This is a genomic window from Mucilaginibacter sp. GW821-FHT07H05 (assembly GCF_059418485.1).
The window spans coordinates 355,874-381,013 of the sequence record NZ_JBWKPY010000007.1; the positions used below are offsets into that span (position 1 = coordinate 355,874).

At 42.4% G+C, this 25,140-nt stretch carries 19 protein-coding genes; 18 read left to right on the top strand and 1 reads right to left on the bottom strand.

Features of this window, described 5'->3' with window-relative positions:
* Position 1: 1 nt before the first annotated feature.
* The gene (locus AC07M6_RS19830; RefSeq protein WP_494892452.1) at positions 2–502 is read right to left on the bottom strand and encodes a VOC family protein; all 501 of its coding nucleotides are present in this window, start codon (positions 500–502) and stop codon (positions 2–4) included.
* A 52-nt stretch (positions 503–554) separates the two neighbouring features.
* Between AC07M6_RS19830 and AC07M6_RS19835 the strand changes: the two genes are divergently transcribed.
* The 18 genes from AC07M6_RS19835 (at position 555) to AC07M6_RS19920 (ending at position 25,108) form a co-directional block, all read left to right on the top strand.
* Entirely contained in the window at positions 555–926 is a 372-nt protein-coding gene (locus AC07M6_RS19835; RefSeq protein ID WP_494892454.1) for a VOC family protein, read from the top strand.
* A gap of 5 nt (positions 927–931) precedes the next feature.
* On the top strand, positions 932–1,702 hold the full coding sequence (locus AC07M6_RS19840) for a formylglycine-generating enzyme family protein (protein ID WP_494892456.1): 771 nt from the start codon (positions 932–934) through the stop codon (positions 1,700–1,702).
* 605 nt (positions 1,703–2,307) lie between these two features.
* The gene (locus AC07M6_RS19845; protein ID WP_494892458.1) at positions 2,308–3,060 is read left to right on the top strand and encodes a helix-turn-helix transcriptional regulator; all 753 of its coding nucleotides are present in this window, start codon (positions 2,308–2,310) and stop codon (positions 3,058–3,060) included.
* Positions 3,061–3,328: 268 nt separating this feature from the next.
* Positions 3,329–3,898, top strand: coding sequence for a Pvc16 family protein (locus tag AC07M6_RS19850; RefSeq protein ID WP_494892460.1), 570 nt, complete (start codon positions 3,329–3,331; stop codon positions 3,896–3,898).
* The gene (locus AC07M6_RS19855) at positions 3,895–4,728 is read left to right on the top strand and encodes a hypothetical protein (protein ID WP_494892462.1); all 834 of its coding nucleotides are present in this window, start codon (positions 3,895–3,897) and stop codon (positions 4,726–4,728) included. Before AC07M6_RS19850 ends, AC07M6_RS19855 begins: the two co-directional genes overlap by 4 nt.
* 24 nt (positions 4,729–4,752) lie before the next feature.
* Positions 4,753–6,333, top strand: a complete 1,581-nt coding sequence (locus AC07M6_RS19860; RefSeq protein ID WP_494892464.1) for a phage tail sheath family protein — start codon at positions 4,753–4,755, stop codon at positions 6,331–6,333.
* A gap of 41 nt (positions 6,334–6,374) precedes the next feature.
* Positions 6,375–6,851 carry a phage tail protein gene (locus AC07M6_RS19865; RefSeq protein ID WP_494892466.1) on the top strand — a complete coding sequence of 159 codons (477 nt, stop codon included), beginning with the start codon at positions 6,375–6,377 and terminating at the stop codon, positions 6,849–6,851.
* A complete protein-coding gene (locus AC07M6_RS19870) occupies positions 6,835–7,323 on the top strand; it encodes a phage tail protein (protein ID WP_494892468.1) in 489 nt (162 codons plus the stop codon). Before AC07M6_RS19865 ends, AC07M6_RS19870 begins: the two co-directional genes overlap by 17 nt.
* A 5-nt stretch (positions 7,324–7,328) precedes the next feature.
* Positions 7,329–7,499: a DUF5908 family protein gene (locus tag AC07M6_RS19875; RefSeq protein ID WP_494892470.1), complete on the top strand. Its 171-nt coding sequence runs from the start codon at positions 7,329–7,331 to the stop codon at positions 7,497–7,499.
* An 11-nt stretch (positions 7,500–7,510) separates the two neighbouring features.
* The gene (locus AC07M6_RS19880; RefSeq protein WP_494892472.1) at positions 7,511–8,191 is read left to right on the top strand and encodes a CIS tube protein; all 681 of its coding nucleotides are present in this window, start codon (positions 7,511–7,513) and stop codon (positions 8,189–8,191) included.
* Positions 8,191–9,990: a type VI secretion system tip protein VgrG gene (gene vgrG / locus AC07M6_RS19885; RefSeq protein ID WP_494892474.1), complete on the top strand. Its 1,800-nt coding sequence runs from the start codon at positions 8,191–8,193 to the stop codon at positions 9,988–9,990. The genes AC07M6_RS19880 and vgrG overlap by 1 nt, the downstream gene beginning before the upstream one ends.
* A gap of 5 nt (positions 9,991–9,995) precedes the next feature.
* Complete coding sequence (locus tag AC07M6_RS19890) at positions 9,996–10,295, top strand: PAAR domain-containing protein (protein ID WP_494892476.1); 300 nt, start codon at positions 9,996–9,998, stop codon at positions 10,293–10,295.
* Entirely contained in the window at positions 10,288–10,719 is a 432-nt protein-coding gene (locus tag AC07M6_RS19895) for a GPW/gp25 family protein (protein WP_494892477.1), read from the top strand. The genes AC07M6_RS19890 and AC07M6_RS19895 overlap by 8 nt, the downstream gene beginning before the upstream one ends.
* Positions 10,720–10,721: 2 nt before the next feature.
* The gene (locus AC07M6_RS19900; protein WP_494892478.1) at positions 10,722–14,642 is read left to right on the top strand and encodes a baseplate J/gp47 family protein; all 3,921 of its coding nucleotides are present in this window, start codon (positions 10,722–10,724) and stop codon (positions 14,640–14,642) included.
* Positions 14,639–17,257 carry a baseplate wedge protein gene (locus AC07M6_RS19905; RefSeq protein ID WP_494892479.1) on the top strand — a complete coding sequence of 873 codons (2,619 nt, stop codon included), beginning with the start codon at positions 14,639–14,641 and terminating at the stop codon, positions 17,255–17,257. The genes AC07M6_RS19900 and AC07M6_RS19905 overlap by 4 nt, the downstream gene beginning before the upstream one ends.
* Positions 17,254–21,891, top strand: a complete 4,638-nt coding sequence (locus AC07M6_RS19910) for a contractile injection system tape measure protein (RefSeq protein WP_494892481.1) — start codon at positions 17,254–17,256, stop codon at positions 21,889–21,891. Before AC07M6_RS19905 ends, AC07M6_RS19910 begins: the two co-directional genes overlap by 4 nt.
* Before the next feature lie 111 nt (positions 21,892–22,002).
* On the top strand, positions 22,003–24,222 hold the full coding sequence (locus AC07M6_RS19915; protein WP_494892483.1) for a hypothetical protein: 2,220 nt from the start codon (positions 22,003–22,005) through the stop codon (positions 24,220–24,222).
* A gap of 4 nt (positions 24,223–24,226) precedes the next feature.
* Positions 24,227–25,108, top strand: coding sequence for a hypothetical protein (locus AC07M6_RS19920; RefSeq protein ID WP_494892485.1), 882 nt, complete (start codon positions 24,227–24,229; stop codon positions 25,106–25,108).
* Positions 25,109–25,140 lie beyond the last annotated feature (32 nt).

A 25,140-nucleotide genomic window follows, 5' to 3' on the forward strand; every position in this document is an offset into this window, starting at 1 on the left:
CTCACTTGGTCGTCACCGTCCCTAATTTAGCATATTCCACATCGTTGGGCTCCCATAATTCAATCTTATTCCCTTCGGGGTCCATCAGGTGGATAAAGCTGCCATAACTGGCTTTTTCAACGGTATCTGTGGGCAGGATACCTGCCAGTTTCAAATTAGCTAATAGCTGATCCAGGTGTTCGACCCGGTAATTGATCATAAATTGCTTTTCGGAGGGGAGGAAGTATTTCGTTGTTTCCCTGAAAGGCGCCCAAAGCGTAAAGCCTTTTTGGGTACTGTCCGCGCCCTGGTGCCATTCAAAATTAGAGCCGCTTTGGCCCATGCGCATCCCCAGGTTTTTACTGTACCAGGCTTTTAGCGCCGCAGGGTCTTTCGCCTTAAAGAAAATGCCTCCGATACCTGTTACCCGCGGGCCCGTATTAGCGGGATTTGTTAAACGGCAAAACCCGTAGCCCAGCAGGAATGTAACCAGCAGCAATAAAGCAAGCGCAAATCTTTTCATAACATCATGGTTTAAGGTTTAAATATAATCAATCATTTTTCTAAATTAGATTATGCAATTCATTCCCTTATTCAAAGTGCGGGATATGCGGGCTGCTATCCGGCACTATACCGAAGTACTGGATTTTGTGATGACCTGGCCCGAAGATACCCCCGATTCGCCGGTTGTCGATCTCGGTCATGAACACATGGAACTGCAGATCACCACTCACGAAAGCGAGCGGTTATTCGGCTCAATAGTTTATGTTTATGTGCCCGATGTGGATGCTTTATTCGCTAAGTTTCTCAGCCGGGGTTTGGACACTTCCGCTAAACTCAATTCCCCGGTACACCAGGGGCCGACCGATCAGACCTGGGGCCGACGGGAGTTCTATGTAACCGATGCGGACGGAAACACGCTACGCTATTGCCAACCGATCAATTAAAAGCGATGGATACCCTTACTTTCCCCTTCACCTATAACGGAACAGCACATCAACTGGAAATGGTTTTTGTACCGGGAACACCTGACGGCGCACCTTTTCTTTTCGGAACACAGGGCGAGGCGCAGGCGATCAGTGTCCCCAATTTTTATATCGCCCAATGCCAAACCACGCAAGCGCTTTGGAAGTATATCATGGGTGATGAACGGGAGCGCTTTCAATATCAGGGAGATCAACAGCCTGCTGAACATGTATCCTGGAATGAAATTAACGGAGAAAATGGTTTCTTAGCCAAACTCAACCAGCGGTTTGGGGCCAAAGGCGCTTTCCGCCTGCCCACCGAAACCGAGTGGGAATATGCCGCCCGCGGTGGCCCGCACTGGCGCGATGGCTTCCATTTTGCCGCGACGAACGATATGGACGAAGCAGGCTGGTACGAAGGTAACAGCGGCCCTTACCGTGATCTGGCCATGATCGGCCAGCTGAAGAACGGGGATAAAAACACCCGGCCGCATCCGGTCGCACAAAAGAAGCCGAATCAACTCGGTCTTTATGATATGAACGGCAACCTTTGGGAATGGTGCCAGGACTGGTTTATCCGGGATACCGGCCTGATCCCGAAAAGCGGCAGCGCTTATAATGCCCCAACCAACGATAAAGTGCTCCGTGGCGGGTGCCATCATAACGGCGCGGTTCATTGCACCAATACCAAGCGCTATGCAATTGGCCCGGAGTTTTTTGACGGCTGTATCGGTTTTCGTTTGGCTTTAGCGGTATGAATGATGCCCCGATGGACGCTTAGGCCAGTGTGATGGAAAGTTTTAAATATAAAATCACTTGTTATTTATAAATGGATTGCTTTACTTTAACTTATTGTAAACCATATCTTGATTTTAAATGCAATTGATCTTTAACCTTTGGGGCTAATTGCGGCAACTTCAACATCTTGTTAACAAGTATTACTGGCAAACCTGTTTTGGTATTAATGAGCCTAATTCATTGGTGCCATTTATAAGTTAACCTGAAAATAGTTATAATAATTGGCCTAAATCTTATTCCCTATGTTAGCAATCCCAAGAACCGGGCTGACTTTTCATCCAATTAAATTATGAAATAGCGAACGATTGTAAGGCTTACAAATGTGACCATACCAGCAGTGCCCAGCGCTTTTTGATTACGATCAGATACCCGCACCGGTACGTTATGATAGAACCGTAAGAAGAATTTTATATAAAATATTTTTTATATGGACATAGAAAAGTCAATTGTTATTGGATGCGACGACTCTGTGAACTTATCTATCGTATTGAATAGTATGAAAAGGAAAACCTTTTTCCTTCATAGTATTATTTCAACTACTCGGGTTTCGGATTTAATAGGGATTGTGAAGTCCTTAAATCCCGACCTCGTTATTTTGTGTTTCCGTAATAACCAGTCCACATTAAATGATCTCAACACATTTGTAAATAAGCCAGATATCCCCGTGCTTTTTCTTATCAAAAAGTACGATACCGAAATACTCCATTGGCATAAAAACAGTATAGTGTTTACCTGCCCGCTTGAATATATTAATAACGACGATTACTTAAATTCGAGGATTAACTCCATTTTTTTGCTTAGGGATAACACCTTAAAAAAAAGCAGCACAACCACGCTGGCCGGCGCGGCCATTCAATCTGCCGCATCAGGCGATAATAAAGATTTAAGCCGCTACGTTATGGAACTGGATCAAAAAGCCGAGCTTTTGATGAAAGTAAAAGAGCGCATAACACAATTATATACCGGTGTAAACGACGAGATACGGGCTGAGCTAACTTCTATTGTAAACTTCATCAAAATTTCGGCAAACGACACTAAACTTTGGGACGATTTTAAGTTATACTTTGAACAGGACAACCCGCGGTTTTTACAGCTACTTGCACAAAAATATCCATCGTTAACACCAATAGATTTAAAATACTGCTGTTACCTGAAAATGAATATGACTAATAACGATATCAGGAATCTGTTAGGTATCAATCAGGAGAGCGTTCGCACACACAAATATCGCTTAAAGCAAAAAATGTCGCTTCCCCGCGATCAGGACCTTCGTAATTATTTAAGATCGGTAGGTCAAAAAAATATCTCAGCCTGTTAAAACTTATACTTTAAGGTTAACATATCTCCTTTTACTTCACCAGTTAGTAACAGGCGGGGCCTCTTTTGCCATTTTTTTGGTTGTTTAACAATGGAACAAAACCACTGCATACGATTTGTCTACGTTTTTCTCAAGGCCATTCGGCATTGTATATGAAACGTATATGGCGTAATTTATAATCTGCCGGTATACACGCATAGTTTTACACAACGCATTCCGGCACCTGTATTATAGTAAACAGACTGGCGTGTTTTAACCCCGACCTTATATGATAACCCAGGCGCTGCAATTTACTAATTACTTTCTTGACCAATTTTTACGTAACCGCTTTGGCCTTGATGAAAGTAAAGTGGTGCTTAATAATTTAATTGAAAGCGATGGTTCGCTACCAAAGATCAATCAAAATAAGGTAGTGATATCATTAATTAATATCGAGCGCGAAACAGCTAAACCGTTTGTTGTACGCAACCAACGGATGAATAATGGTAATTACTCGGACGTAAACTTATTTGAAAGGTACAACCTTGACCTGCTGCTTAGCTCAAATTTCGATGATTATGGCGAAACCTTAAAATTTTTGAACGCGGTTATTTTGTTTTTCCAGGTAAACAATTGCCTGGATGCCAGTTCCTCGTCAAATTTCCCGGTAGGATTAACTAAGCTTGAATTTGATATTGAAAAGATAGCTTATCATCAAATGCAAAACCTGTGGACCGCCATGGGGGCTAAATATCAACCATCTGTTATTTATAAGCTGCGGCTGATAACCCTGCAGGCAAATGAAGTACAAGGTTTTGTACCCGCAGTATCTAAAACTTCAAACCTTGCAACGGCATGATACAGAATAGTTTTAAAATAGCGTTTTCGGTGCAGGTGTTCCATTCTTATTTTGATCAGGATATTTGCTCCTGCCTTCAATTTAATCCGGGGGCAGTTACCCGGCAATTAATAAAACGCTTTAATTTTAAACTAAAGAGTAAGATAAACGGCTTTGATTTTTATACCAGTTGTAATTCTGCCATCCCGGCATTTTTACAATATATTAGCAGTGCTACGCAGCAATCCTTTTTTGATTTTGATATCACAACCAATAATGCAAATTTTTATCACTTTACCAACCTCCCGGTTAGCTGGCTGGGGCAATTGATTTATGATAGCCAGGCTAAATTAAGCACTTGTGCTGATGGATCGGTTCAACTGGCCGAAACTTTATCGGCAAATACAAGCAATACCAGCATTGGCAGCCTAACGGTGCGTTTTGATGATATCATTAATAACGTCCCTGCCCTGTTTACAATTAATTACCAGGCCAGGGCTACGCAATGGCAGTATTATATTATTAACAAAAGTGCGCTTGCACTGGAAAACCCGGCCATTAGCGGGAAAACGGATATTAAATTTGATGGCCCTCAAAACGTAACCATTGAAAGCGGCGATCAGGCTATTCTATTTTCGTCAGGGAGTAATCTGCTTCCGTTAAGCCAAATCCCGGCCTATCGGTTTGATCTGGTAAATAACCAATTATCAAACAGCAATGAGCTTTCTAAAAAAACGTCGGCTGCTAAAACGATTTTTAAAGGACTGCCCAACCCCGACCCGGGATGGATTGGAATGGTTAACATCAACACCGAAATTCAGGTTTCATCACCAATGTATATATATGTATAAATCGCAACAATAAAAACTAAGTTTATGAATGTATCAAGTATCTTCACCCCAGGTGTTTACATAAACGAGCTAAATGCTTTTCCAAATTCGGCAGTGGCGGTAGCCACCGCCGTACCGGCATTTATCGGTTATACACCCCAAGCCACGTATGAGGGAAAATCATATACCAACGTAGCCCAAAAAATTACGTCGTTTGCTGAGTTTCAGGCAATTTATTGTTTGCCCGATCCGCCATTGCCTGCCGACCCTGCAAAGCAATACAGCCCGCAGTATTATTTGGTGCAGCAAAAAACCAAGCCTAACGACAAGGATTATATGATTATTAATAATTCATATTATTCCATTGTGCCCGATCCTAACACCATTTATTACCTGTACAACAGCATCAGGTTGTTTTACCAAAACGGCGGCGGCGATGCTTACATTGTTTCTGTTGGCCCTTATGGCCCGCCGTCAATGAACCCGATTAGCCCCGGGGCACAAATAGTAAACGCTAACGTGCTGCTAAGCGATTTGCAGGCTGGGCTTAACCTGCTGCTGAATGAGCAGGAGCCTACCATGTACATATGCCCCGAGGCAACCTTGCTATCGGTTAGCGATAATGCTACCCTAATGCAAAGCATGCTTGGGCAGTGTGTAAGCATGCAAACGGCCGTTGCTATTTTCGACATCATTGGTGGCAGGAACCCCGACCCTATTATGTACACCAATGATATTGTTACTTTCAGGGAAAACACAGGCGCGTTAGGCTTAAACTACGGTACTGCATATTATCCCTTTATAGGCACAACCATTATGCAAACCGCCGAAATTGATTATTCAAATCTGTTTGGTGGCGATACAAAGCAGCTTATGCCGCTAATAAACCCGGCAAGCAGTCCTAATCAAAGCGTTACCACAATTTTGGGCAACATTCAAAACCCATCGGGCACACCGCTAACTGTATCGCAGTATAACAGCTCGTTAACAAATGCCAGCCCTGTGTACAAAAATATTTTGAAGCATATTTTAGCTGATGCAAACATATTGCCCCCAAGCGGCGGTATGGCAGGTGTAATTACAGTTACCGATAATAACGACGGTGTTTGGGAGGCACCTGCTAATACCAGCATTACCGGTGCGGTATCGCTACCTATCCGCTTATCTGCAACACAGCAGGCTAATTTGAATGTCGACGCGGTTTCAGGCAAATCCATCAATGCTATCCGGTTTTTTAATGGCATAGGTATTTTGATTTGGGGCGCCCGCACGCTTGAGGGCAACAGCCAGGATTGGCGCTACCTTCCGGTTAGGCGTACTATGATCATGATCGAACAATCGTGCAAGCTTGCTGCCAATGCTTATGTTTTTCAGCCGAACGTTAAAAATACCTGGGAGGCTGTAAAAGCAATGATTGGAAGTTTTTTAACCCAGGTGTGGAAAGAGGGGGGCTTACAGGGCGCCTCGGCTTCAGATGCATTTTCGGTTGAGTGCGGATTAGGCACTACGATGACATCGGACGACCTGCTGAACGGCTTTATGAATGTGATGGTAAAGGTAGCCATTGTACACCCTGCCGAATTCATTGTAATTACGTTCCAGCAGCAACAGGCTGCTTCAAGTTAATAGCATATAAAACAAATTAAATTAATACTAAAAATAATATTATGGCAACAACAGACGACGGTAGCGCAGAAGGCGCAACCTGGCCCATGCCGAAATTCCGCTTTGAAGTAGATCTTGGCACCGAATTAACATCGGTAGCTTTTCAGGAAGTTTCGGGTATGGATGTAGAGAACCAGGTGATTGAATACCGAAAAAGTAACAGTCCGCTTTTCTCTACCGAAAAAATGCCGGGCATAGCGAAATATGGTAACGTAACCATGAAAAGAGGGGTTTTTGTAAACGATAACACTTTTTGGAATTGGCATAACGAAATTACCATGAATGTGATTAAAAGAAGAACCGTGCTGATAAGGCTTCTTGACGAAAACGGATCGGTAACCATGCTCTGGCAGCTAAACAATGCATGGCCAACAAAAATTACCAGTACAGACCTTAAATCAGATGGTAATGAAGTTGCCGTGGATACAATTGAAATTGCTCATGAGCAACTCATTGTAACTAATGGCAAAACCTCATGATCAGCCGGATCCGGATAAGTTTCCGTTAAGCTTTTATTTCGAGCTATCATTTAAGGGCGAGGATGCCGCATTTATGGAGGTTTCGGGCATCTCGAAAGAGCTGCATGTTGAGGAAATTGTTTGCGGTGGGGAGAACAGGTTTAAATATCGCCTCCCCACCGGATCAACAAGTCAAAACCTGGTTCTGAAAAGGGCCCTTGTTCCCGAAGGATCAAAACTGGTAGACTGGTGCGCAAGCTCCATTGACCAGGGCCTGGCTAAGGTAATTAAGCCAAATGATGTTTCGCTAAGCTTGCTTAATACCAACGGATCGCTGTGCATCATGTGGACGTTTCACGATGCTTATCCGGTTAAATACGCCGTATCTGATCTTAAATCGCAGGAAAACGGGGTAGTAATAGAAACAATTGAACTGGCTTACACCTATTTTGATGTTTCGCCCGATACCTTATTTGGTAATTTATTTGATTAATAGTTATGCCAATTGAAATAAGAGAACTCATTATAAAAACCGAAATATCAACCAATGATGGCCATTATACGGGTGGAATAAAAGAGAAAGACTTGAATTCGTTTAAACGGCAACTGCTTAAAGAGTGCAAGCGGGTTATTTTAGATAATGCAAAAAGGAATATCAATAAAAGATAAAGGAGGAGCGTATGGAGAAGATGCAAATTACCGGGTATACTGATGTTAATTTTAAAACGCTGGTTAAAGTAGACCCCGGTATGACTAACCCATATTTGGTTATGATAAACCCCGATACCATTAAATGGCAGCGATATATCGAATATAATGATACGCAGGCGCCAGATACCAGCACCGCCTCGCAAAAATATAAAAGCACACCAAGCGATAAGTTAAGTTTTGATATTGTTATTGATGGTACAGGAATTGTTGACCCCGACCGGACGGATATGGTGAATGAAATTGGCGCATTGGAAAAGCTTGTTTTTGACTATAACGGAAAGATACACCGGCCCAATTATGTAACTGTACAATGGGGCGAGCGGATGATATTTAACGGGGTATTAACCTCATTTGATGTATCATATACGCTTTTTAGGCCGGATGGAAGTCCGCTACGGGCAAAAATATCGCTTGGCTTTAGCATGTACATTGCACCAACAACCGTTAAAAAACTGGATAACCAGGAATCGCCAGATGTAAGCCATTTAGTAACAGTTGTTGAAGGTATGATGTTGCCGCAGCTGTGCCAGGAGGTTTGGAATGATGACGCCTATTACATACAGGTTGCAAAATATAATAAGCTTAACAAGTTCAGAAACCTTAAGGGCGGCCTGCAACTTATTTTTCCACCTATCATTCAACCGGCATAATGGCGGCTTCAACAAACATATCGGCTGGCGGGGTAGCAACTTTTGTAGTTAAGGTAGGGGGCAACCCAATCCCGGACGAGTTGCTGGTACTTTCTGTATTGGTTGAAAAAAAAATAAACCGCATTGCTTTAGCCCGGATTATTATCCTTGACGGGCAGGCCGATACCGGGAAGTTTGACGCCAGCTCGTCAGCTACATTTTTACCCGGTGCCGACTTAACTGTTGAAGCGGGCTATGACTCGCAAAACACCCTGATTTTTAAAGGGATCATAACCCGCCAGTCAATCCGCATCGACGATATGGTTGGCTCAACACTTGAGGTGGAGTGCCGCGATGCGGCCGTCAGGATGGTAGTAGGCAGAAAGAGCCTTACCTTTTCAAAACAAAAAGATAGCGATATCATCTCGTCTATCATTAATACCTACCCGGGTTTATCGGCAAACATTACCGCAACAACAACCGTTTGGCCCGAACAGGTGCAGTATTACGTAACCGATTGGGACTTTATATTAGCGCGCGCCGAAGTTAACGGAATGATGGTTACCACGTTAAACGGGACGGTTTCAGTCATAAAACCTGATGCCAACACCACTCCCGTACTTACGGTAAAATATGGCGACGGCCTTATGGAGTTTAACGCCGATCTGGATTCGGTTAATCAACTGGGTAATGTTAAAGCCAGCACTTGGGACTATAAAAACCAGGTTGTGGCTACCGGCGAGGCGGCAAGCAGCTATGCAGGCCCCGGTAATCTTTCGTCAAAAATGTTATCAGAAGTAATTAACCTTGCCGATTACCAGTTGCAAACCACAGCCCCGCTGGAAAATGCCGATTTAAGCAATTGGTCGGAGGCACAGCTAATTAAAAGCGGATATTCAAAAATACAGGGCGAAGCAAAATTTCAGGGCACCAGCCTGGTTGACCCTGGCAAGTACATTACGCTGCAGGGCCTGGGCGATCGTTTCAATGGCGATCATCTTATTTCTGCGGTTGTACATAACCTCTCTGACGGGAACTGGTTAACCGAAGTATCGGTAGGGCTGTCACCAGTTTGGTTTATTGACGACCCGGATGTGATGTCGCCGCCGGCCGCCGGCCTGTTGCCTGGCGTACGCGGACTGTATAACGCCACGGTATTAAAAATATATGATGATCCCGACGCGCAGTTCAGGATACTGGTAAATATTCCCTTGTTTGATCCCAATGGCGCGGGTATATGGGCAAGGCTTTCCAATTTTTATTCGACCAGCGGTGCAGGGGCGTTTTTTTTACCCGAGGTTGGAGACGAAGTTATCTTGGGATTCTTGAATGAAGACCCACGCTATCCTATCATCCTGGGAAGCATGTACAGCGGCAATAAAATAAAGCCCTACGCCGATATGGTTCCTAACCAAAAAAACTCGCTAAAGGGCATCGTATCCAAATCGGGGTTGTTTATTGAATTTGATGATGAAAATATTGTGCTGACCATTGAAACACCCAACAAAAACAAGTTTGTACTAAGCGATAAGGATAAACAGATTTTATTGCAGGATCAGAATCAGAATAGCATCACCATGTCAAGCGATGGGATTACCATCAAAAGTCCGAAGAACATTACGATAACTGCCGACCAGAATGTTAACATTACCGGTACACAGGGCATTACAGGTGCGGCATCTGGCGGGGATATCCAGTTAAGCGGAATAAACATAAAAGAAACGGCCGATGTGCAATACTCGGCCCAGGGAAGCGAAACCGCCCAGATAAACAGCGGTGCCGAATTAACGCTGAAAAGCGCAATGATAATGATAAACTAAAAAATATGCCACCAGCAGCACGATTAACAGATTTTCATGAATGCCCGATGCAGGATCCAACAGTGCCGCCTATTCCGCATGTTGGCGGGCCAATTATAGGCGCCTGCGCACCTACGGTTTTAATTGGAGGATTACCAGCCGCCAAAGTTGGCGATATGCTGATTTGCGTTGGCCCGCCCGATTCCATTGTCAAAGGTTCGGCAACGGTAATGATTAGCGGAGTGCCCGCGGCGCGCATGGGCGATTCAACGTCGCATGGTGGTTCAATATTAACTGGAGCTTTTAATGTAGAAATAGGTGGATAATCAAATAAGTAAAAACGAAAATCATTTTTTAGGATCGGGATGGTCATTCCCGGTTACTTTTTCAGCAGGTAATTACCAGTTGAACCTCACTTCGTATGAAAGTAATATCAAGGAGTCTATCGATATTATTTTGCAAACTAAAATGGGCGAACGGAACCTCGAACCGCTGTTCGGATCGGGGCTGCAGCAGTTTTTTTTTAGAAAAATGGACGAAACCTTAAAAGGTGAAATTAGCGAAGCGGTTAAATTCTCTATCCTGCATAACGAGCCGCGGATAACGCTTAAAAGTGTTGAGGTAGTTTTTACCAATATGCAAACCGGCTTAGTTGAAATAAAAGTAGGCTATGTTTATAACCAAACCAACACACGGCATAACTATGTTTTCCCTTTTCATTTAAAAGAAGGTACTAACCTTAAGAAATAAAAATGAATACAGTTGATCAAAATAGCGCGTTAATTTCATTGGATGAAGCCCTTATCCCCGGGGCTGCATTATTAGATGGAAGAACCGAGCAGGATTGGCTGTGCTTTTTAACTGATTTTGCATCCCTCATCAATTTCTACGATAACGATAACCATATCAACGGCGACTGGACGCCCTTTTTACTTAAGGATCCGGTTTTTTTACTTGCACATATATCAAAAACCAGGTTTTCGCAACTTTACACCCTCTATTTAAGCACCTGTAGTAATCTTAAAACAAAACTGGAACAGCCCACTGAAATGATCCTAAACGAGGTGGGGATGTGCTTTAATCATTTATTTGACCAGCTTACACATATTTGTATGCTGATAAAGCGCTGGGTATATTATATGCAAAGATCAGACGAGGAGTACGATCTTAAAACATTTGTTATTTATCAAACAAAAAACAATTTCAGTAAATATTTTTGGGCACTCATTTCGTTCAGGCAAAACCTGTTCCTTTCAAAAAAAATACCGGGCGTTAGGTCTGTTCAATACGATAGGTTTTGTTTTTTTGGACCGTACGAAGAGTTAATATGGAAACAAGATAAAGATAAAACACCGTATTGGACTATCTTGGGGTTAAAGCACCCGTTAACTGCCAATTTGAACATCGATTTTTTCAGGGCGCTTACAAAAGCCGGCGACAACCTGTTTAACTTTTTTCACGCGGTTATTAATCACGCAAATGCGGATTTTGAAAAGGTAAAAGCCCAAAAAAGCAGGTATCCTGATACTACTTTGTTAAGGACGTTTGTAAACCTGCTAAAAGTACAGCAGGACCAGTTGAATGAGGTTTCGCAAAGGCACCTGCAATTTTACTACAAAGATATTTTAAAACAAACGCCCTTATCGCTAAGTGCTGATAGTGTGTTTGTATGTGCCGAGCTTGCAAAAACTGATGCCACCTATAATTTACCGGCCGGTACTTTACTAAACGCCGGGCTTACGGCCAATAAAACGCCAATACTTTTTGCCACAACCGAAGAGGTAACCCTTAACCCGGCAGTAATAACCGGCGCCGCTACGCTATCGGTAGTAAACGGTAATGACAATTTACCCATGCTCTATTACCAGGCTATACCCAACCCAGGCGTAATTCAAAAAGATGAAGATGGCAAAACCAAAGGATGGAATGCATTTGGCCCGTCGGCATTGTCAATAGTACCCACTATCCCGGTTACCGTCGGCACAGCCATAGCATCACCAATGCTGCTGTTAAAAGAAGGTAAAAGAACAATTACGATCACCCTTACATTTGAGGATATAATTGCGGATGCCAGTTTTTTAAACGGCGCCACCTATTACTTAAGCACCGCTAAAGATTGGTTTAAAGTTAGCTCGCAGCCACCGGGATTTTTACATAAAACAGTAACCATTACTATCATCCTGGAAGCAACAGCGCCTGCAATAGCAGCATTTACTACCCCGCCTGAAGGCTTAAACACCACCTGGCCTATGTTTAAAATTGAGTTTAAATCGCTGGCAGGGTTAGATGCATTACCAACATTAACCGCGATTAAAATTGATACCGACGTTACCGGCCTGAAAACTTTCAGCCTGAATAATGACTATGGGGGATTAAGCTCAAAAATACCATTCCAGTTATTTGGGCCCATGCCCCTGGTAAACAGTACCTTCACCATAGGTAGCACCGAAATTTTTAGCAAACCCTTTACTTCGTTTGATCTTACCTTATTATGGGATACGCTTCCTAATAACTTTGGACTTTATTATGCGCAATACAATATATATTTATACCCCTGGTTTGCGCAAATGCCTGGTATCCAACTCCCACCCGATTCAACAGAACCTGGTCAATCAGAACAAGCAACGCCACAAACGGAGGGCAGCGGTAAGCGGCGTTCGTTTTTAGGATTAAGATGGCCGTTATGGGGAAAAAAGAACAAGGCGACAGATCCCGGTACAAATGTGCCTGTTGGCGATAATACTTTAAATTCCACTTCGTCTGCTTATACTTCGTCAACGGGGCCAATCTCGGCTCAAGCGCAAAGTAATGCTAAAACCAGCTGCTGTCCTGCTGTTTTTCCGTTATTAGGGTGGTATCCATTTAACAATTGGGCTTTTAAAGTTAGGTTTTCTATTTTTCGTAATCAGGTGCTAAACAGTATTGAGGTTGCATGCAACGTGCCGCCGGTAAACCCAACAACACTTACAACAAGCGACACCGTAACTAAGCAGGTTATATGTGGTGCCTGCAACCTTTTCGCTACTAATAATTCCTTTGAGTTGGTGCCGGCCAGCTATTTTTCTTATCATACCATAACAGATAATAATATAGCTGCAAATGATGCGGCAGCCATTGTAGATATTACCGCAGCCGCATCAGCATATATTCAAATGCGGTTAACGGCGCCACTTACCTACGGATTTGGTTCGCAGGTATATCCTAAAATTGTGGCTAATACAGCTTTTGAAAACGCAAAAGCCATATACAAGGGAGGGGACGGAATAATACAACCGCAGCCTAACTTACCTTTTGCGCCTAAAGTGGAAGATATTTCTATCAATTACAAGGCTTCGCAGTGTTATACGCTTGATCATAAACCAGGTGAATATCCTATCCAGTGCTTTTTATGCACTTCATTAAAAAACGCGGTAATTTATGATAGCAACGCCTCGGCAACTATAGATTATTCATCGGTAATTGCCAGTGTAGCCCCTCTTGCCTCTATAAGCCAAACTAAAGCCAGGCCGGGTTTTAAACTAATGCCTGAAATTGCTAACGCAGGCTTTTTAATGCTGCAAATGGATAACCTGGTCCCGGCAAGTTCAGTAAGCATGTATGTTGAAGTAAGTCGTACCAACACCCTGAATGCCAGTCAGGATATAAAGCTTAGCTATTTGTATTTAAGCACAGGCGGGTGGAAACCGCTGCCGGTTGTAGCTGATGGGACTAACAATTTAAGCTGTACGGGTATTATTAAATTAAATGTTCCGGAAGACATCGACAATAAAAATACCCTTAAACCGGCCGGTAAGTTTTGGTTTTGCCTGTCTGTAAATAACAACCAGCTATCATCATCGCAAATTGTGTTTTTAAAGCTGAACGGAATTAAAGCACAGCGGGTGGTAAGCTCCTCTTTATTAAGTGGTGCTACCCCATTGCTGGCCGCAAATACAATTACCAAACCCCAGGCTGCCATTGCTCAAATTTCAACCATTGTACAGCCATTCCCATCATTTGGGGGGGCACCGGCCGAGTCGGAGGGTATGATGTACCGGCGTGTAAGTAACCGGATTAAAAATAAGGATAGGGCTGTTACCTCTTCCGATTATTTCCGGCTGATCAAACAGCATTTTAACGATATATTTTATACTAAAGTGGCTTTTGACAAGTATACCAACATAACCCATGTGTATGTTTTAAAAACTTATGATAGCCCTGCCATCGCTGGCGCTTTTTCGCCTCTGGTAAGCCGATGTACCGAGGATAAAATACAGACATTTTTGAGCAACAGGATGCCAGGCCTTTCAAATATAAGGGTGTCTAATTTCAACTTAATAAAGATAGAAGTAACAGCTGAAATCGGGTTTGTGGCGGGATTTGAAAGCTACGGCGTACTTAAAAATGTTAGCGATGCCATTAATATTTATTTATCGCCATGGATTAGCAGTGTCGGGCCGCAAATTGCGATAGGGATAACCCAGATTACCGATACCGAAGTTGGACAGGTAATAAATCTGATAAAAAGCATTAACGGAGTTGCAGCGGTAACCGGTGTGGTAGTGCAGCCCTTACTAATAAAAAACAATTGCAGTATAACCAGTACCAATGCCCGGCCAGGGTTAATACAGCCGGGCAGTAGTATTTTAGTATCGGCTATGGCGCATAACCTTATCCCCAGGGAAACGAAATGAGTACGCGCGATTACATATTGGATGTACCACTTCCGCTAAACCAGGATTTTAAATCGCTAAAGGAGCGGGGCCTTGCTTATATACAGGCATATAGCGGATTTGAATGGACAAATTTGAACGCCAGCGATCCGGGAGTTACCATATTAGACCAATTGTGCTTTGCACTTACCGAACTTGGTTATTGTAACGATTTCCCGATCAGCGATATTTTAACCGGCACAAATGGGAAGCTGCAAATTGATAATCAATTTTATCTTCCCGAAGATATACTTACAACAGCGCCCGTAACCATTAATGATTATCGTAAATATATTATTGATGGTGTTGAGGGGGTAAAAAATGTGCTTATCCAGGTGCACACCGGCCATACATCAAAATTGAGGCGCTATGCACCCTATGAGGTTTATTTATTAACAGATCAATCGGTTAATGCAGCCGGTGCCGAAAAAATTTGCCTGGCAGCTTTCTTTCATCTGAATAAAAGCAGGAACATTGGCGAAACCTTTTTTAAGCCAAAACCGCTGCAATTTGTGCCTGTATCTGTAAACGGCACTATAACTATTGAAAATGCAGCCGATAAAGACAGCATACTGGAGCAAGCCGAAGAAGCCATCAGGAACTATATTTTTCCAGTGATTTCACAGACCGGCTATTACCAGTTGCATAAAACCGGTGTTGGGACTAATGAAATATTTAACGGGCCACTGCTGCACAATGGGTTTATACCTACCGGCGCCTTAGGCGAAAAAAAGGATAAGCTAACTGCTGTTGAGCTAAATCAATTAATTGGCTCGGTAGCAGGGGTTAAATCTGTTTCGGGTTTAAGTTTCAATCAGTTGCACAGCCCCGGGGTGAGTTGCAGTCCGGATCAGGTAATTTCGGTAACGTTTGACAATAGTTTGGTGATAATTTGCAATGGTAAAATATTAACCACGGCTAACAGCCAGGCGTTAAAATCCGACCCGGGTAAATCGCCGGATTTAGATGTTAATATAGTTTATGGCTCATCTGCAAATATTCATCCAAATTTGCCGGCGGGTAATTACCGCGATATAAACAGTTACTATTCCATCCAAAATACCTTTCCCGAAATTTTCTCGGTAGGCGCGTATGCTATAGATTCAAACGCTTCCGATTTTCAAATCGCTCAATCCAGGCAGTTAAAAGGGTATTTAACCTTGTTTGATCAGGTACTGGCTAATCAATTTTCTCAACTGGCAAATACCGGGACGCTTTTTTCCTTTAAAAATACAATTAGCGGCAACCCGGCAGGCAGGCATGAGTTTTTTGCCAAAAAGGACGAATACGAAAGAAAGCACCTGGAATATCCGGTGCCCTATCTGGCGTTTTCACCAACCTATTTTTACCAGTCGTTATATGATGTGCCCCATATCAGGCCTTTGTTAAAGGATAATGATGCATTCAAGTTCAGCACAACAATTGAATCGGATAAAGAGCTGGAAAACAATAGCTGGATAGCATACCAACAGGATCCATACAATGCCTATATCAGGGGCCTGATGGAGTTTATGGAAGAAGATAACACCAGTTTGCTACGAAGAAATAATATTTTAGAGCATCTGCTTGCGCGGCATGGCGAAGCGCCGTCCGTAATCAATTCAATTATCGACGGATCGTCATACACGGCAGATAGTTTGAAAGATCAGGTTGTTTTCAAAGCGCTTTACCTGCAAAACTTAGGGTTGCTTTCTTATTTCAGGTTTAAAGGTTATAATTATCTTTCTGCAGATATACTTACTCCGCCGCCCAGTCATCTTTCCATTAACGATAAACAAAAAAACTTTTGTAGCAATTCAACCGATTTTATTTTTGATTCGGAAAAAATTGACCGGGTAGAGCACCTGACCGAAAACGATTTTTTAAATTATTCGGCAATTGAGTTAAAGCTAAACCTGCTTTTTGGACTGAAAGTTATTTACCGCGATTACAGCGTACAAGCTACTGATAATGATCATTTACGCCTGGCGCTATGGCTGATACAGCAACGCCGCGGGTTATTGTTTATTGAAACCGGCCTGTTATTCGCCCAGCAAGCCGAATTTGAGCTGATATTTAAGTACACAACGTTAGACCAGGCCCCCCAGTACTGGGAGCTAAAAGAAATGCTGAACCATGATCAAAAGCAAGCTATAGAACAGTTTTTGAGCCTGGCCGACAATGAAGTTTTTTCAGACAGTTTTAACAGTGGGCATATCATCATTAATGATGTTTGTTATCAGCTTAAACAAGCGGTAGACGACTGCTTTGATGATATCGTGTTTAAACGTATCCTGGATACGGATCTTTTTTTCGGGTTTAGGCAAGTTTTTGATAACCGGGTAGATTTGATATTTCCCAACTTTATCCCGGCGTTAAATAACGACGCATTTAAAAACAGGCTCGATCTGTTTTTGCAAAACGAGCTTCCGGTGCACATCTCCGGCAAATACCATTTTGTTGGCGTACCTGTCCTCGAAAAACTGATCAGCAAGTTTATCAACTGGCATAACTCCCTTGTATTTGTTGATGTTGCGCATTTGTGTTATGATACGCAAACAGCTGAGGCTGAACAACTGGCCGATTTATTAGCCGAAATTAATCCGTCTGGAAAATGAACAGCGGTCATATCATATCAACGTTTCGGTGGGACACTACTTTCGATAAGAAAGAAGGAGCATTTGAATTACAGGAGCGCTTGAGCCGGTGGAGCAATATTAGTATGCCGAACGAGTTATCCGGCATTTTTGATAAGGTATGCCCGCCCGAGCAAACATGGAAAATACAGTCGCTGGAGATAGATCTGGGAGTGGTAGCGTATACTAACTTTGAATTTGAACTTACACAGAAATTAAGGGCGCTGCTTAACGAAAAATTAACTGATTATATTATTTATGCCAATAAAGGCGACAAGAACATTGAAATACTCAACGAAAATACCTCGCAGATTTATTTAATAAGCAGTTTTTTAATCAATGGGATTTTGCCATGGAGTTATAAATCAAATGATGTTCCGGTCAACCAAATGTTGGCAAACCAACTGCAAACTCATCCTAAAAAAGTGATTGCCATGTTACGCGAAGCGGTGGCTACCCATGCAAATGTTATTAAAAGGATAGCGTGGCAAATTAACGAGCCTAATATTATAGCAATTATAGAAGGCCTTGAAACCAATAACAGCTCTCAGATTATTGACTTTTCCAATGAATTGACAAAGGTCCAGGTAAAAGCAACTATTATACAAACCAGTAATACCGATTTTAAAAAGAATCTGTGGTTTTGGATGCTTAATTATTTGTTTAACGAGCGTGGTACAGTTTTTAATAAAGTTGCCTTTATGAAAAGCGCCATCGGGCAGATGGCCGCTCACTACAATATCAGCTACGACGAGCTTTTTGAATTAATTGAGCGTGCGGTTGAGGAAGTAACTAAAATTACCAGCATTAAGGCCGATTTTATTTCGACATTACAAGCACTTTCTAAAGAAAATAAATCGCCGAAAAATAAAAACGGCACGGCAAGCGAAAGCCATGTTGATTTTTGGCTGACGTTAAAAGACTATTTCAAAAGCCAATCGCTGCAAAAAACAAAAGCAAAAAAAGCGGAGTTTAATGAGCTTGTCATGAGTCTTTCAAAACTCGACAAATCTAAATTTCGCCAACTTGTTTTATCGCTTGGTCAAAACGAAAAACTTTGGGTAGCTATTACCAACGATTTAAATGCACCCGCGCTTGAAGTGGTGGCCAGTGCTTTAAACCACACAGGGGCGGCTGTAATTATTGAGGGCATTTATTTTATGCACCGCCTTAGCCGTGAAGCTAACCTGATTACCGGGCAAAAAATTTTTTGGCGGGCCGGAATTAAGTTTTTACAAAAAAATCAAAACGTTTCGTTTAGTCGCGCCGTGTTTCTTGATTATTGCGTTTTGCAACTCGGTAATAGTAAAAAGGTGCCTAAAATAGAGGTGCTTTACCGGTTGATTAATTCAAAGATCCCTTTTCCGGACAAAACCATTTCCAATTTAGAAATATATGACAGGCTTACTGCTTCCTTTATTTCCGGATTGAGTGAAACCGGGCCTGCTTTTCTTACCGGCCGTATTAGCGAATTATTAGATCTGATGGCCAGGCAGGCTACCGGCGCTGCAAACGATAAAGATTTGTTGCTGTTTTTGCAAAACTCGCTGGTAAAAGCTATTCGTTTAAGCCCGCAAACAGCATTTAAGGCCTTTACAAACTATACCAACAAACAGCAATTGCGCAAATTGATGCCTTGTTTTTTGGATGATGCCATTACCCGCTTACTGTTAAAGCACGCCCCGCTAAATAAGTATGAAGTTCTCCAGACTATAAAAAATGTGCTAACCGCCTTTAAAAAAGATAAAAATAATACTGAACTAAGCACATTGATAGAAGAAAACCTGCTGGGCATTAGCATACACGCTTTTATTTTCTACCCCAAACTTAGCCCTGCAAGTTTTTCGGCATACCTGTTACAGCAACTTTGCAAACTAACTCCTCCCGGACAAGCCGGGCAATTGGTAGTATTTGCAAATCAGTTGGCTGATGCCAATGCTTTGCACCCATCGTGGCTGTTAAACGTCGTAAAAAACATCATCACTAATGAATATACCGGTTTTGTGAAAGCCGGAGATAAGCCCTACTCTTTACATCAATCATCACAGGGACCGGTAACCCTCCAAATATCTACCAATCATCATTCATCGCATACGGTATCAAACTCTGTTGCACACGCGGAGGCAATAACAATTAAAGAAAATCAAACCGTTAGAAATGAACCAACGAAACTAAAGGCAGATGAATTATTACATGGACAGCAAAATTTAAGTAAAAGCTCCAATCGGGGTGATTTACTATACACATCGTCGGGCATTGCGGCGGCTATCAGGAATGTTATTAATGATGAATATACCATTAATCGAAATGAAGCCGTAAGGGATGGGCGTTCCCTGTCAGCAACGATATCAGCAGATCATCAAACCACTGCCGGTGATGCAGTGAACGGATTTTCGCCTTCTTTATTCTCTGCATCTGTAAAAAACATCATCAATAAGGAGTTCCCTGGTTTTCAAACCGATCCTGTAACCGTACGGGCATTTAACCTTATTCGTACATCGGTAAACAGGCAGGCCGAATTAGGGCGATTGCTAAACGCCAACTTTCACGATAAAGAATTTACGGAACTGCGAAAAGCCGGTAACAAAAGAGGGATGTTAATAATCAGCTATCTTTCACCGGGCGGCGAAAAGTTAATGGGCGCGATGATCGAAAAAAGCGCAGCTACAATATCTGCCGGGATTGAAAACGCTTCGAAGCATGAAATAGCAGCCCGGTTAACTGAACTTTACTGGCAATGTATATTGAATTATAAAAGCCATGGCGGGAAGGCGCGATCAATCGAAAAACTATTCAGGGCCGCCCTGTCTGCTCATTTTCCAATATCCGGCCATCTTTTCCGGGATGAATTGCCGCATGTCCGGAAAAAAACCTTCAGGTTAAAAAATGGTCATGTACTAACCGCAAGCCAATTTATTTTATTGATTAAACAATGCCTTGCCCAGGGCACCGCGGTTATTGAAAAAAACGGGGCAAAAATTTATCTAAATGAACTCCTGATCGTTGGTGTTGAGTTAATGCCGGCAGAAACCAGGTTGGCATTGGCAAAAACCGCTGTTACGCCAAAGCGGATAAAATTGCTAAAAGCAGCGATACCTTTTCATGATTTTAGTTTGTGGATTGCCCATGATACTGGCGGTATGATGCATGAATGTATGGAAATAATGAGGTTGCTATACGTTACTGCCGGCCAAATAGCTTCCGACAGTACTGCCGCCGCTATACTTAACTATTATTGGGCAATCGCCTGGGAAATCCTTAAAACCAATACGTTGCCGGCGGGGGGTGTAAACGGCTTTTTACAGCACACCCTTAGCTTGTTAGCCAAAGAGCCGGGCTTAGATTTGAAAATGATTTTAGCAGCAATGCAGAAAAACAGCTACGGGTTTACCCCGGCTTTAACAGCCGCGTTGACGGTGTGCATTCCTTCTTTTTCAGCAGTTAAGTTAAACGAAGTAGCTATAGTGCAGTCGGGCAGGTTGTTAAAAGCAGATCGGGATGGGCTGTTAAATACCTTAGTTTACCATATTGTTGTAGACAAGCAGCTGCCTGCCTGGTATAGTAACACCGGCAACCCGGAGATTGAAAATGTATTAAACCAACTTGTTGTTTATTATCCGGTACAATTACTTCACTTGTTAAAGCACCAGGTTATACCAGCGCAGCAAATGCGCTGGCTAAACCAATCAATCCATTTTAATCAATTAACTACAGCTATAGGTAACTTAAATCAACCTCAAAAAACGCTTTTAACTATCGTAAGTCAGCTTTATGTATCGCTGGGAAAAATGGCGTTTAGCGGCATTTCGGCAAGCGATATACAGGAAATACTGTTTAATAAAGTAATAAAATCGTGGACAACGGACAATTGGAGGGCCATATCGACCGAAAATATCTGGAATGAATTGATATGGGACGTATGCGTAAAAAGAGGTGTTTCGAAAAAGAGTTTTATGCAACAATTAGAAAAAGGAATGGGGTGCCTTCCGCCGTCACTTCAAATTTCGCTCGGGCATTTGAATGCGCCCGCTAATCCGGTTATCAATAAACCGGTTATTGCCAAACAGATACCGCCGTTATTGCTTCAAAAGCCCTTGCCATCGGTTATCAAAACCGGTGTACCGGTACGTAATGCAGGTATAGTAATGATTAGCAGCTACGTACAAATATTGTTTGACCGGCTGGGGATATTGGCCGGTAAGGAGTTTTTAAACTCAACAGCCCAGGCCGATGCCGTACACTACCTGCAATATGCCACAACAGGTATTGCAAATACAGAAGAAGCATTTTTGCCCCTTAATAAAATACTGTGCGGCTTGCCACTATCATACCCGGTTAAAGACGGGGTTGAAGTTTCGGATGGGCAGGTGAAATTAATTGACGGCCTGATAAAAGCTGTAATAAGTTACTGGCCTGCAATAGGCGCCTGTTCAATAAATGGTTTCAGGGGCAACTGGTTGGTGCGGGATGGATTGCTGACCGAGCAAGACGACAGGTGGAATTTAACAGTTGAAAAACGGGCCTATGATATACTGATCAATAAATCGCCGTTTTCTTTTTCGGTTATTAAATATCCATGGATGAATAAACCACTTTACGTTACCTGGCCATATTAAAGCTAACCTTATGAAATTAAATATAGCAGACAAAAAGGTAGACAGCAGCTGATTGAAAAAAATCAGGCGCCTTAAATTATTAACAAATTAACAATAAACTAAATTATTATCATGAATACATACAACGAAAACCTGCATGCTACCGTCGTAGCATCATTACAGAGCCAGTACCTTGATCAAAAAAACCTGCAATCGCAAGTGAACGCTTCCATGTTTACCCTTTACCATGCCGAAGGGGCAACAATTACAGCAAACGAAAAGCTGGAAACTGCAAAGGCCGACACAAGCTTTAAGGAATTGGTGAAAAAACAGGCGGTTATAAATAACAATATTTCAAACAACCTGCTGGCCTCGGCAACACAAACCAATCAGTACCTTAAACAGTCTATCACCAACACAGCGGTTTGCGCTTCAAACGTGCAAATTGCGGCCACATCAATTGTTCGGCTGGCGAGCGATATTGGCAGCATGTTCAGTATAGTGCACGCGGCCGATTTTTTAACAGACACCTACAAGCAGACCGAAAACGTTCGCGATTTGATGAACCAAACGGCCTATGCGGCAGAAATGGCTTCGCAATTTGCCATGGAGGCAACCATGCTGGCGTCTGAAGTTTCGGTACCTACTGTGCTTGATAAAGCAAAAAGCACAACAGCATTAATGAACAATCTATTGGGTGTCGCATCGTCTGAATTTACTACAGCATCGCAAATTGTTGCAGCCGATAATGCAACCCTGGCAACGGCAAGCGCTGCCGAGAAACTGGCCGAAGGTGCCCTTGAGGATATTAGTGTGGATTATAAAGCGGCAAAAGCGGCGTATAATTCCATTAACAGAGAGCTGAACCTTAACCTGGTGGTACCTAAAAAGAACAGGACCGACACCAGTTTCCTGGTACGGTTTAACCTGCTAAAAAGCGCATTCCCTAATGACAGGAGCCTGAATGATGTAAACAGGGATAAAAGCAAACACGCTTACCCGATTAAAGATTATTATGCCATTTTGGTAAAGGATAACAAAAAATCAACTTTTTCTTTATCAAATGCCGAAAGCTTACTACAACAGGGCAAAACCAAAAGTATTACACATATCGCTTCCCCATTCATTGCTTCTACCATGGTTAAAAACTGGATAAGCAAGGAGTTTCACTTTTTAAATATGCCCTTACCCGATAAAACAACTTATGTTTTACAAGATTCGGACGGACAAGATGTTCAATATGGCCAAAATTATGTTGTATTTATAATGGCTGTTTATATGGATGAATACAAAAGGGAGATCAACGATTTCGATGACTTTTTATCAGCCCCTTCCAAAAATTTTAAACTTACCATTAATCTGAGTGCCATCAACAGTAAAACAATTGAAGTTAATTTGGTAACACCAGATAAAGACGCCGCGGAAATACAGAGAGAAGAGCTATTTCAAAATGCACAGGTACTTGTAACACCCGGCGAGATAGGTTATATTGAAGATTTGGGGCAGGCCGATCTCCAAACACTGGATTATATTCATAAGCTGGAATTTAACGCTGATGCTGATTTTGCCAACAAGCCGCAATACAGGTGTATTTTGTTGCCGGCCAGCGCCGATCTTACCGGTGGCTTGCTGAGTAAATCATCACTTGAAGCATTGCTTGAAACAGAGGTTACCGATTTGGAAGCCATATCAGACACATTTGATCCTGAGATCGCTCTATATGAATCAGAGCTGATGGAAATTAATACGCAACATGAACTGGCCGGTACCACACTTAAAACGATAACCGAAAACCTGAATAAATATGATAAAGAGCATCCAAAAGATTCTGATATAGAAAGGGTTGAACCAACAGAGCTGTTAAGCCAGCAAAGTTTCTTTGCTTCAAAAGTTTCGGAGCTTGAATTAAATGCAAGGACTATCCAGCAGCTTTTGACGGATGCGCTTGCCGCAAAACAAGCCATGCTGGACAAACTAAACACACAAGATAAAGGCACCCCTGGCATATTTTTTAATTTAATACTGGCCGAAAAGGTTTCGGCAGGTAATTATGCTATAGCAGTTTGGCCTAAACTTATTGCGGATGATGCCGAGGTTAAAAGTAATGCTAAAAAGACCGAAACGCCGGCTATCGTAATGCCGCACCGTTATTTTGTGTATATCGGGCCCGAAACTACTGATGCGTTCGGGAATCCGTTAATTGCTAAAAAGAAATATATACCGGTAATACTAACTGTTTCGTTAACCGAAATTGATGATCCGGATAACTATACCAATGCCTTGTCTGCAATTGACCCCGATGTCGCATTTTCTTATACAGAACCAAAACCAATAATTACACCTAAAAAATAATCATATGAAAACTTCAACAATGACACGCCCTCCTGCATACTCAATCCCTGCACCAAAATGGTATGGTATTACTGAAAAGAAAAAAGCGGAGCTTGACAATTTACTTATCCAGGTAATTGACGCCCAGCACGAAGTTGAACAATATCAGGCAATAGTTACTTCGCTTACTCAAAAATCAGCCAATTTCCAGGGGTTCCTGGCTGTAGCCGACAGTAACCGGACACAGGCCGGCAACAACAAAACTTTGATAGATAATCTGGTGCAAAACGCGCTCGATCTAAAAAATAATTCGGATGTCGCATTTGATGAAATGGTATTGGCCGATGCAAAAACTAAAGAGTTGGCATCAAAGATCAAAACAGTAATGGATAAACTGATCTATTCGGCCGGAGTGCTTAACAGGCTTTCAAATATTATCATCAGGCAAAAAGCGATGAACCCGCTTATCTCTGACGAACTGGTAAGTATGGTAAATACAGCCGGGAAAGATGCAAACAATGCCGTGGCATTAACATTGGTTGCGCTACAGTCAACCTTTGCAGCCGAAGCTTCAAATATGGAGGCCGAATCGGCGCTTGCACTGGAGTATTCGCAGGCTATTGCCTTTTATCAAACGTTAACCGGTGCTGTAACGCTTAGCAGCAATGCGCAAGCTAATACCGAACAGAAAACCGAAAACAAACAAATAGCGGCGGCTTCATTAAAAGGGCTCTTATATAAGGCCTATCACGATGCTAAGAGTTATTATAAACGAACCGATAAGGCTTGCATCATAATAACTAAACAGTTAAATGAAGCAGTGACGGCTTTAAACACCGCCCAGGTGAAGCTAAAATCACTTCAGGCCGGGTTAGCAGCAGCCAATGCTGCGGCAATGGCTTCATAATTATAATTAAAATATTTTACCGTTGCGGCTTT

What these genes read in the sequence shown, in the direction of transcription:
- AC07M6_RS19870 (WP_494892468.1), top strand. Translation starts at nt 6,835, where the DNA reads ATGGCAAAACCTCATGATCAGCCGGATCCGGATAAGTTTCCGTTAAGC.
- AC07M6_RS19920 (WP_494892485.1), top strand. Translation starts at nt 24,227, where the DNA reads ATGAAAACTTCAACAATGACACGCCCTCCTGCATACTCAATCCCTGCA.
- AC07M6_RS19880 (WP_494892472.1), top strand. Translation starts at nt 7,511, where the DNA reads ATGGAGAAGATGCAAATTACCGGGTATACTGATGTTAATTTTAAAACG.
- AC07M6_RS19875 (WP_494892470.1), top strand. Translation starts at nt 7,329, where the DNA reads ATGCCAATTGAAATAAGAGAACTCATTATAAAAACCGAAATATCAACC.
- AC07M6_RS19905 (WP_494892479.1), top strand. Translation starts at nt 14,639, where the DNA reads ATGAGTACGCGCGATTACATATTGGATGTACCACTTCCGCTAAACCAG.
- vgrG (WP_494892474.1), top strand. Translation starts at nt 8,191, where the DNA reads ATGGCGGCTTCAACAAACATATCGGCTGGCGGGGTAGCAACTTTTGTA.
- AC07M6_RS19860 (WP_494892464.1), top strand. Translation starts at nt 4,753, where the DNA reads ATGAATGTATCAAGTATCTTCACCCCAGGTGTTTACATAAACGAGCTA.
- AC07M6_RS19830 (WP_494892452.1), bottom strand. Translation starts at nt 502, where the DNA reads ATGAAAAGATTTGCGCTTGCTTTATTGCTGCTGGTTACATTCCTGCTG.
- AC07M6_RS19915 (WP_494892483.1), top strand. Translation starts at nt 22,003, where the DNA reads ATGAATACATACAACGAAAACCTGCATGCTACCGTCGTAGCATCATTA.
- AC07M6_RS19890 (WP_494892476.1), top strand. Translation starts at nt 9,996, where the DNA reads ATGCCACCAGCAGCACGATTAACAGATTTTCATGAATGCCCGATGCAG.
- AC07M6_RS19850 (WP_494892460.1), top strand. Translation starts at nt 3,329, where the DNA reads ATGATAACCCAGGCGCTGCAATTTACTAATTACTTTCTTGACCAATTT.
- AC07M6_RS19835 (WP_494892454.1), top strand. Translation starts at nt 555, where the DNA reads ATGCAATTCATTCCCTTATTCAAAGTGCGGGATATGCGGGCTGCTATC.
- AC07M6_RS19865 (WP_494892466.1), top strand. Translation starts at nt 6,375, where the DNA reads ATGGCAACAACAGACGACGGTAGCGCAGAAGGCGCAACCTGGCCCATG.
- AC07M6_RS19900 (WP_494892478.1), top strand. Translation starts at nt 10,722, where the DNA reads ATGAATACAGTTGATCAAAATAGCGCGTTAATTTCATTGGATGAAGCC.
- AC07M6_RS19840 (WP_494892456.1), top strand. Translation starts at nt 932, where the DNA reads ATGGATACCCTTACTTTCCCCTTCACCTATAACGGAACAGCACATCAA.
- AC07M6_RS19910 (WP_494892481.1), top strand. Translation starts at nt 17,254, where the DNA reads ATGAACAGCGGTCATATCATATCAACGTTTCGGTGGGACACTACTTTC.
- AC07M6_RS19855 (WP_494892462.1), top strand. Translation starts at nt 3,895, where the DNA reads ATGATACAGAATAGTTTTAAAATAGCGTTTTCGGTGCAGGTGTTCCAT.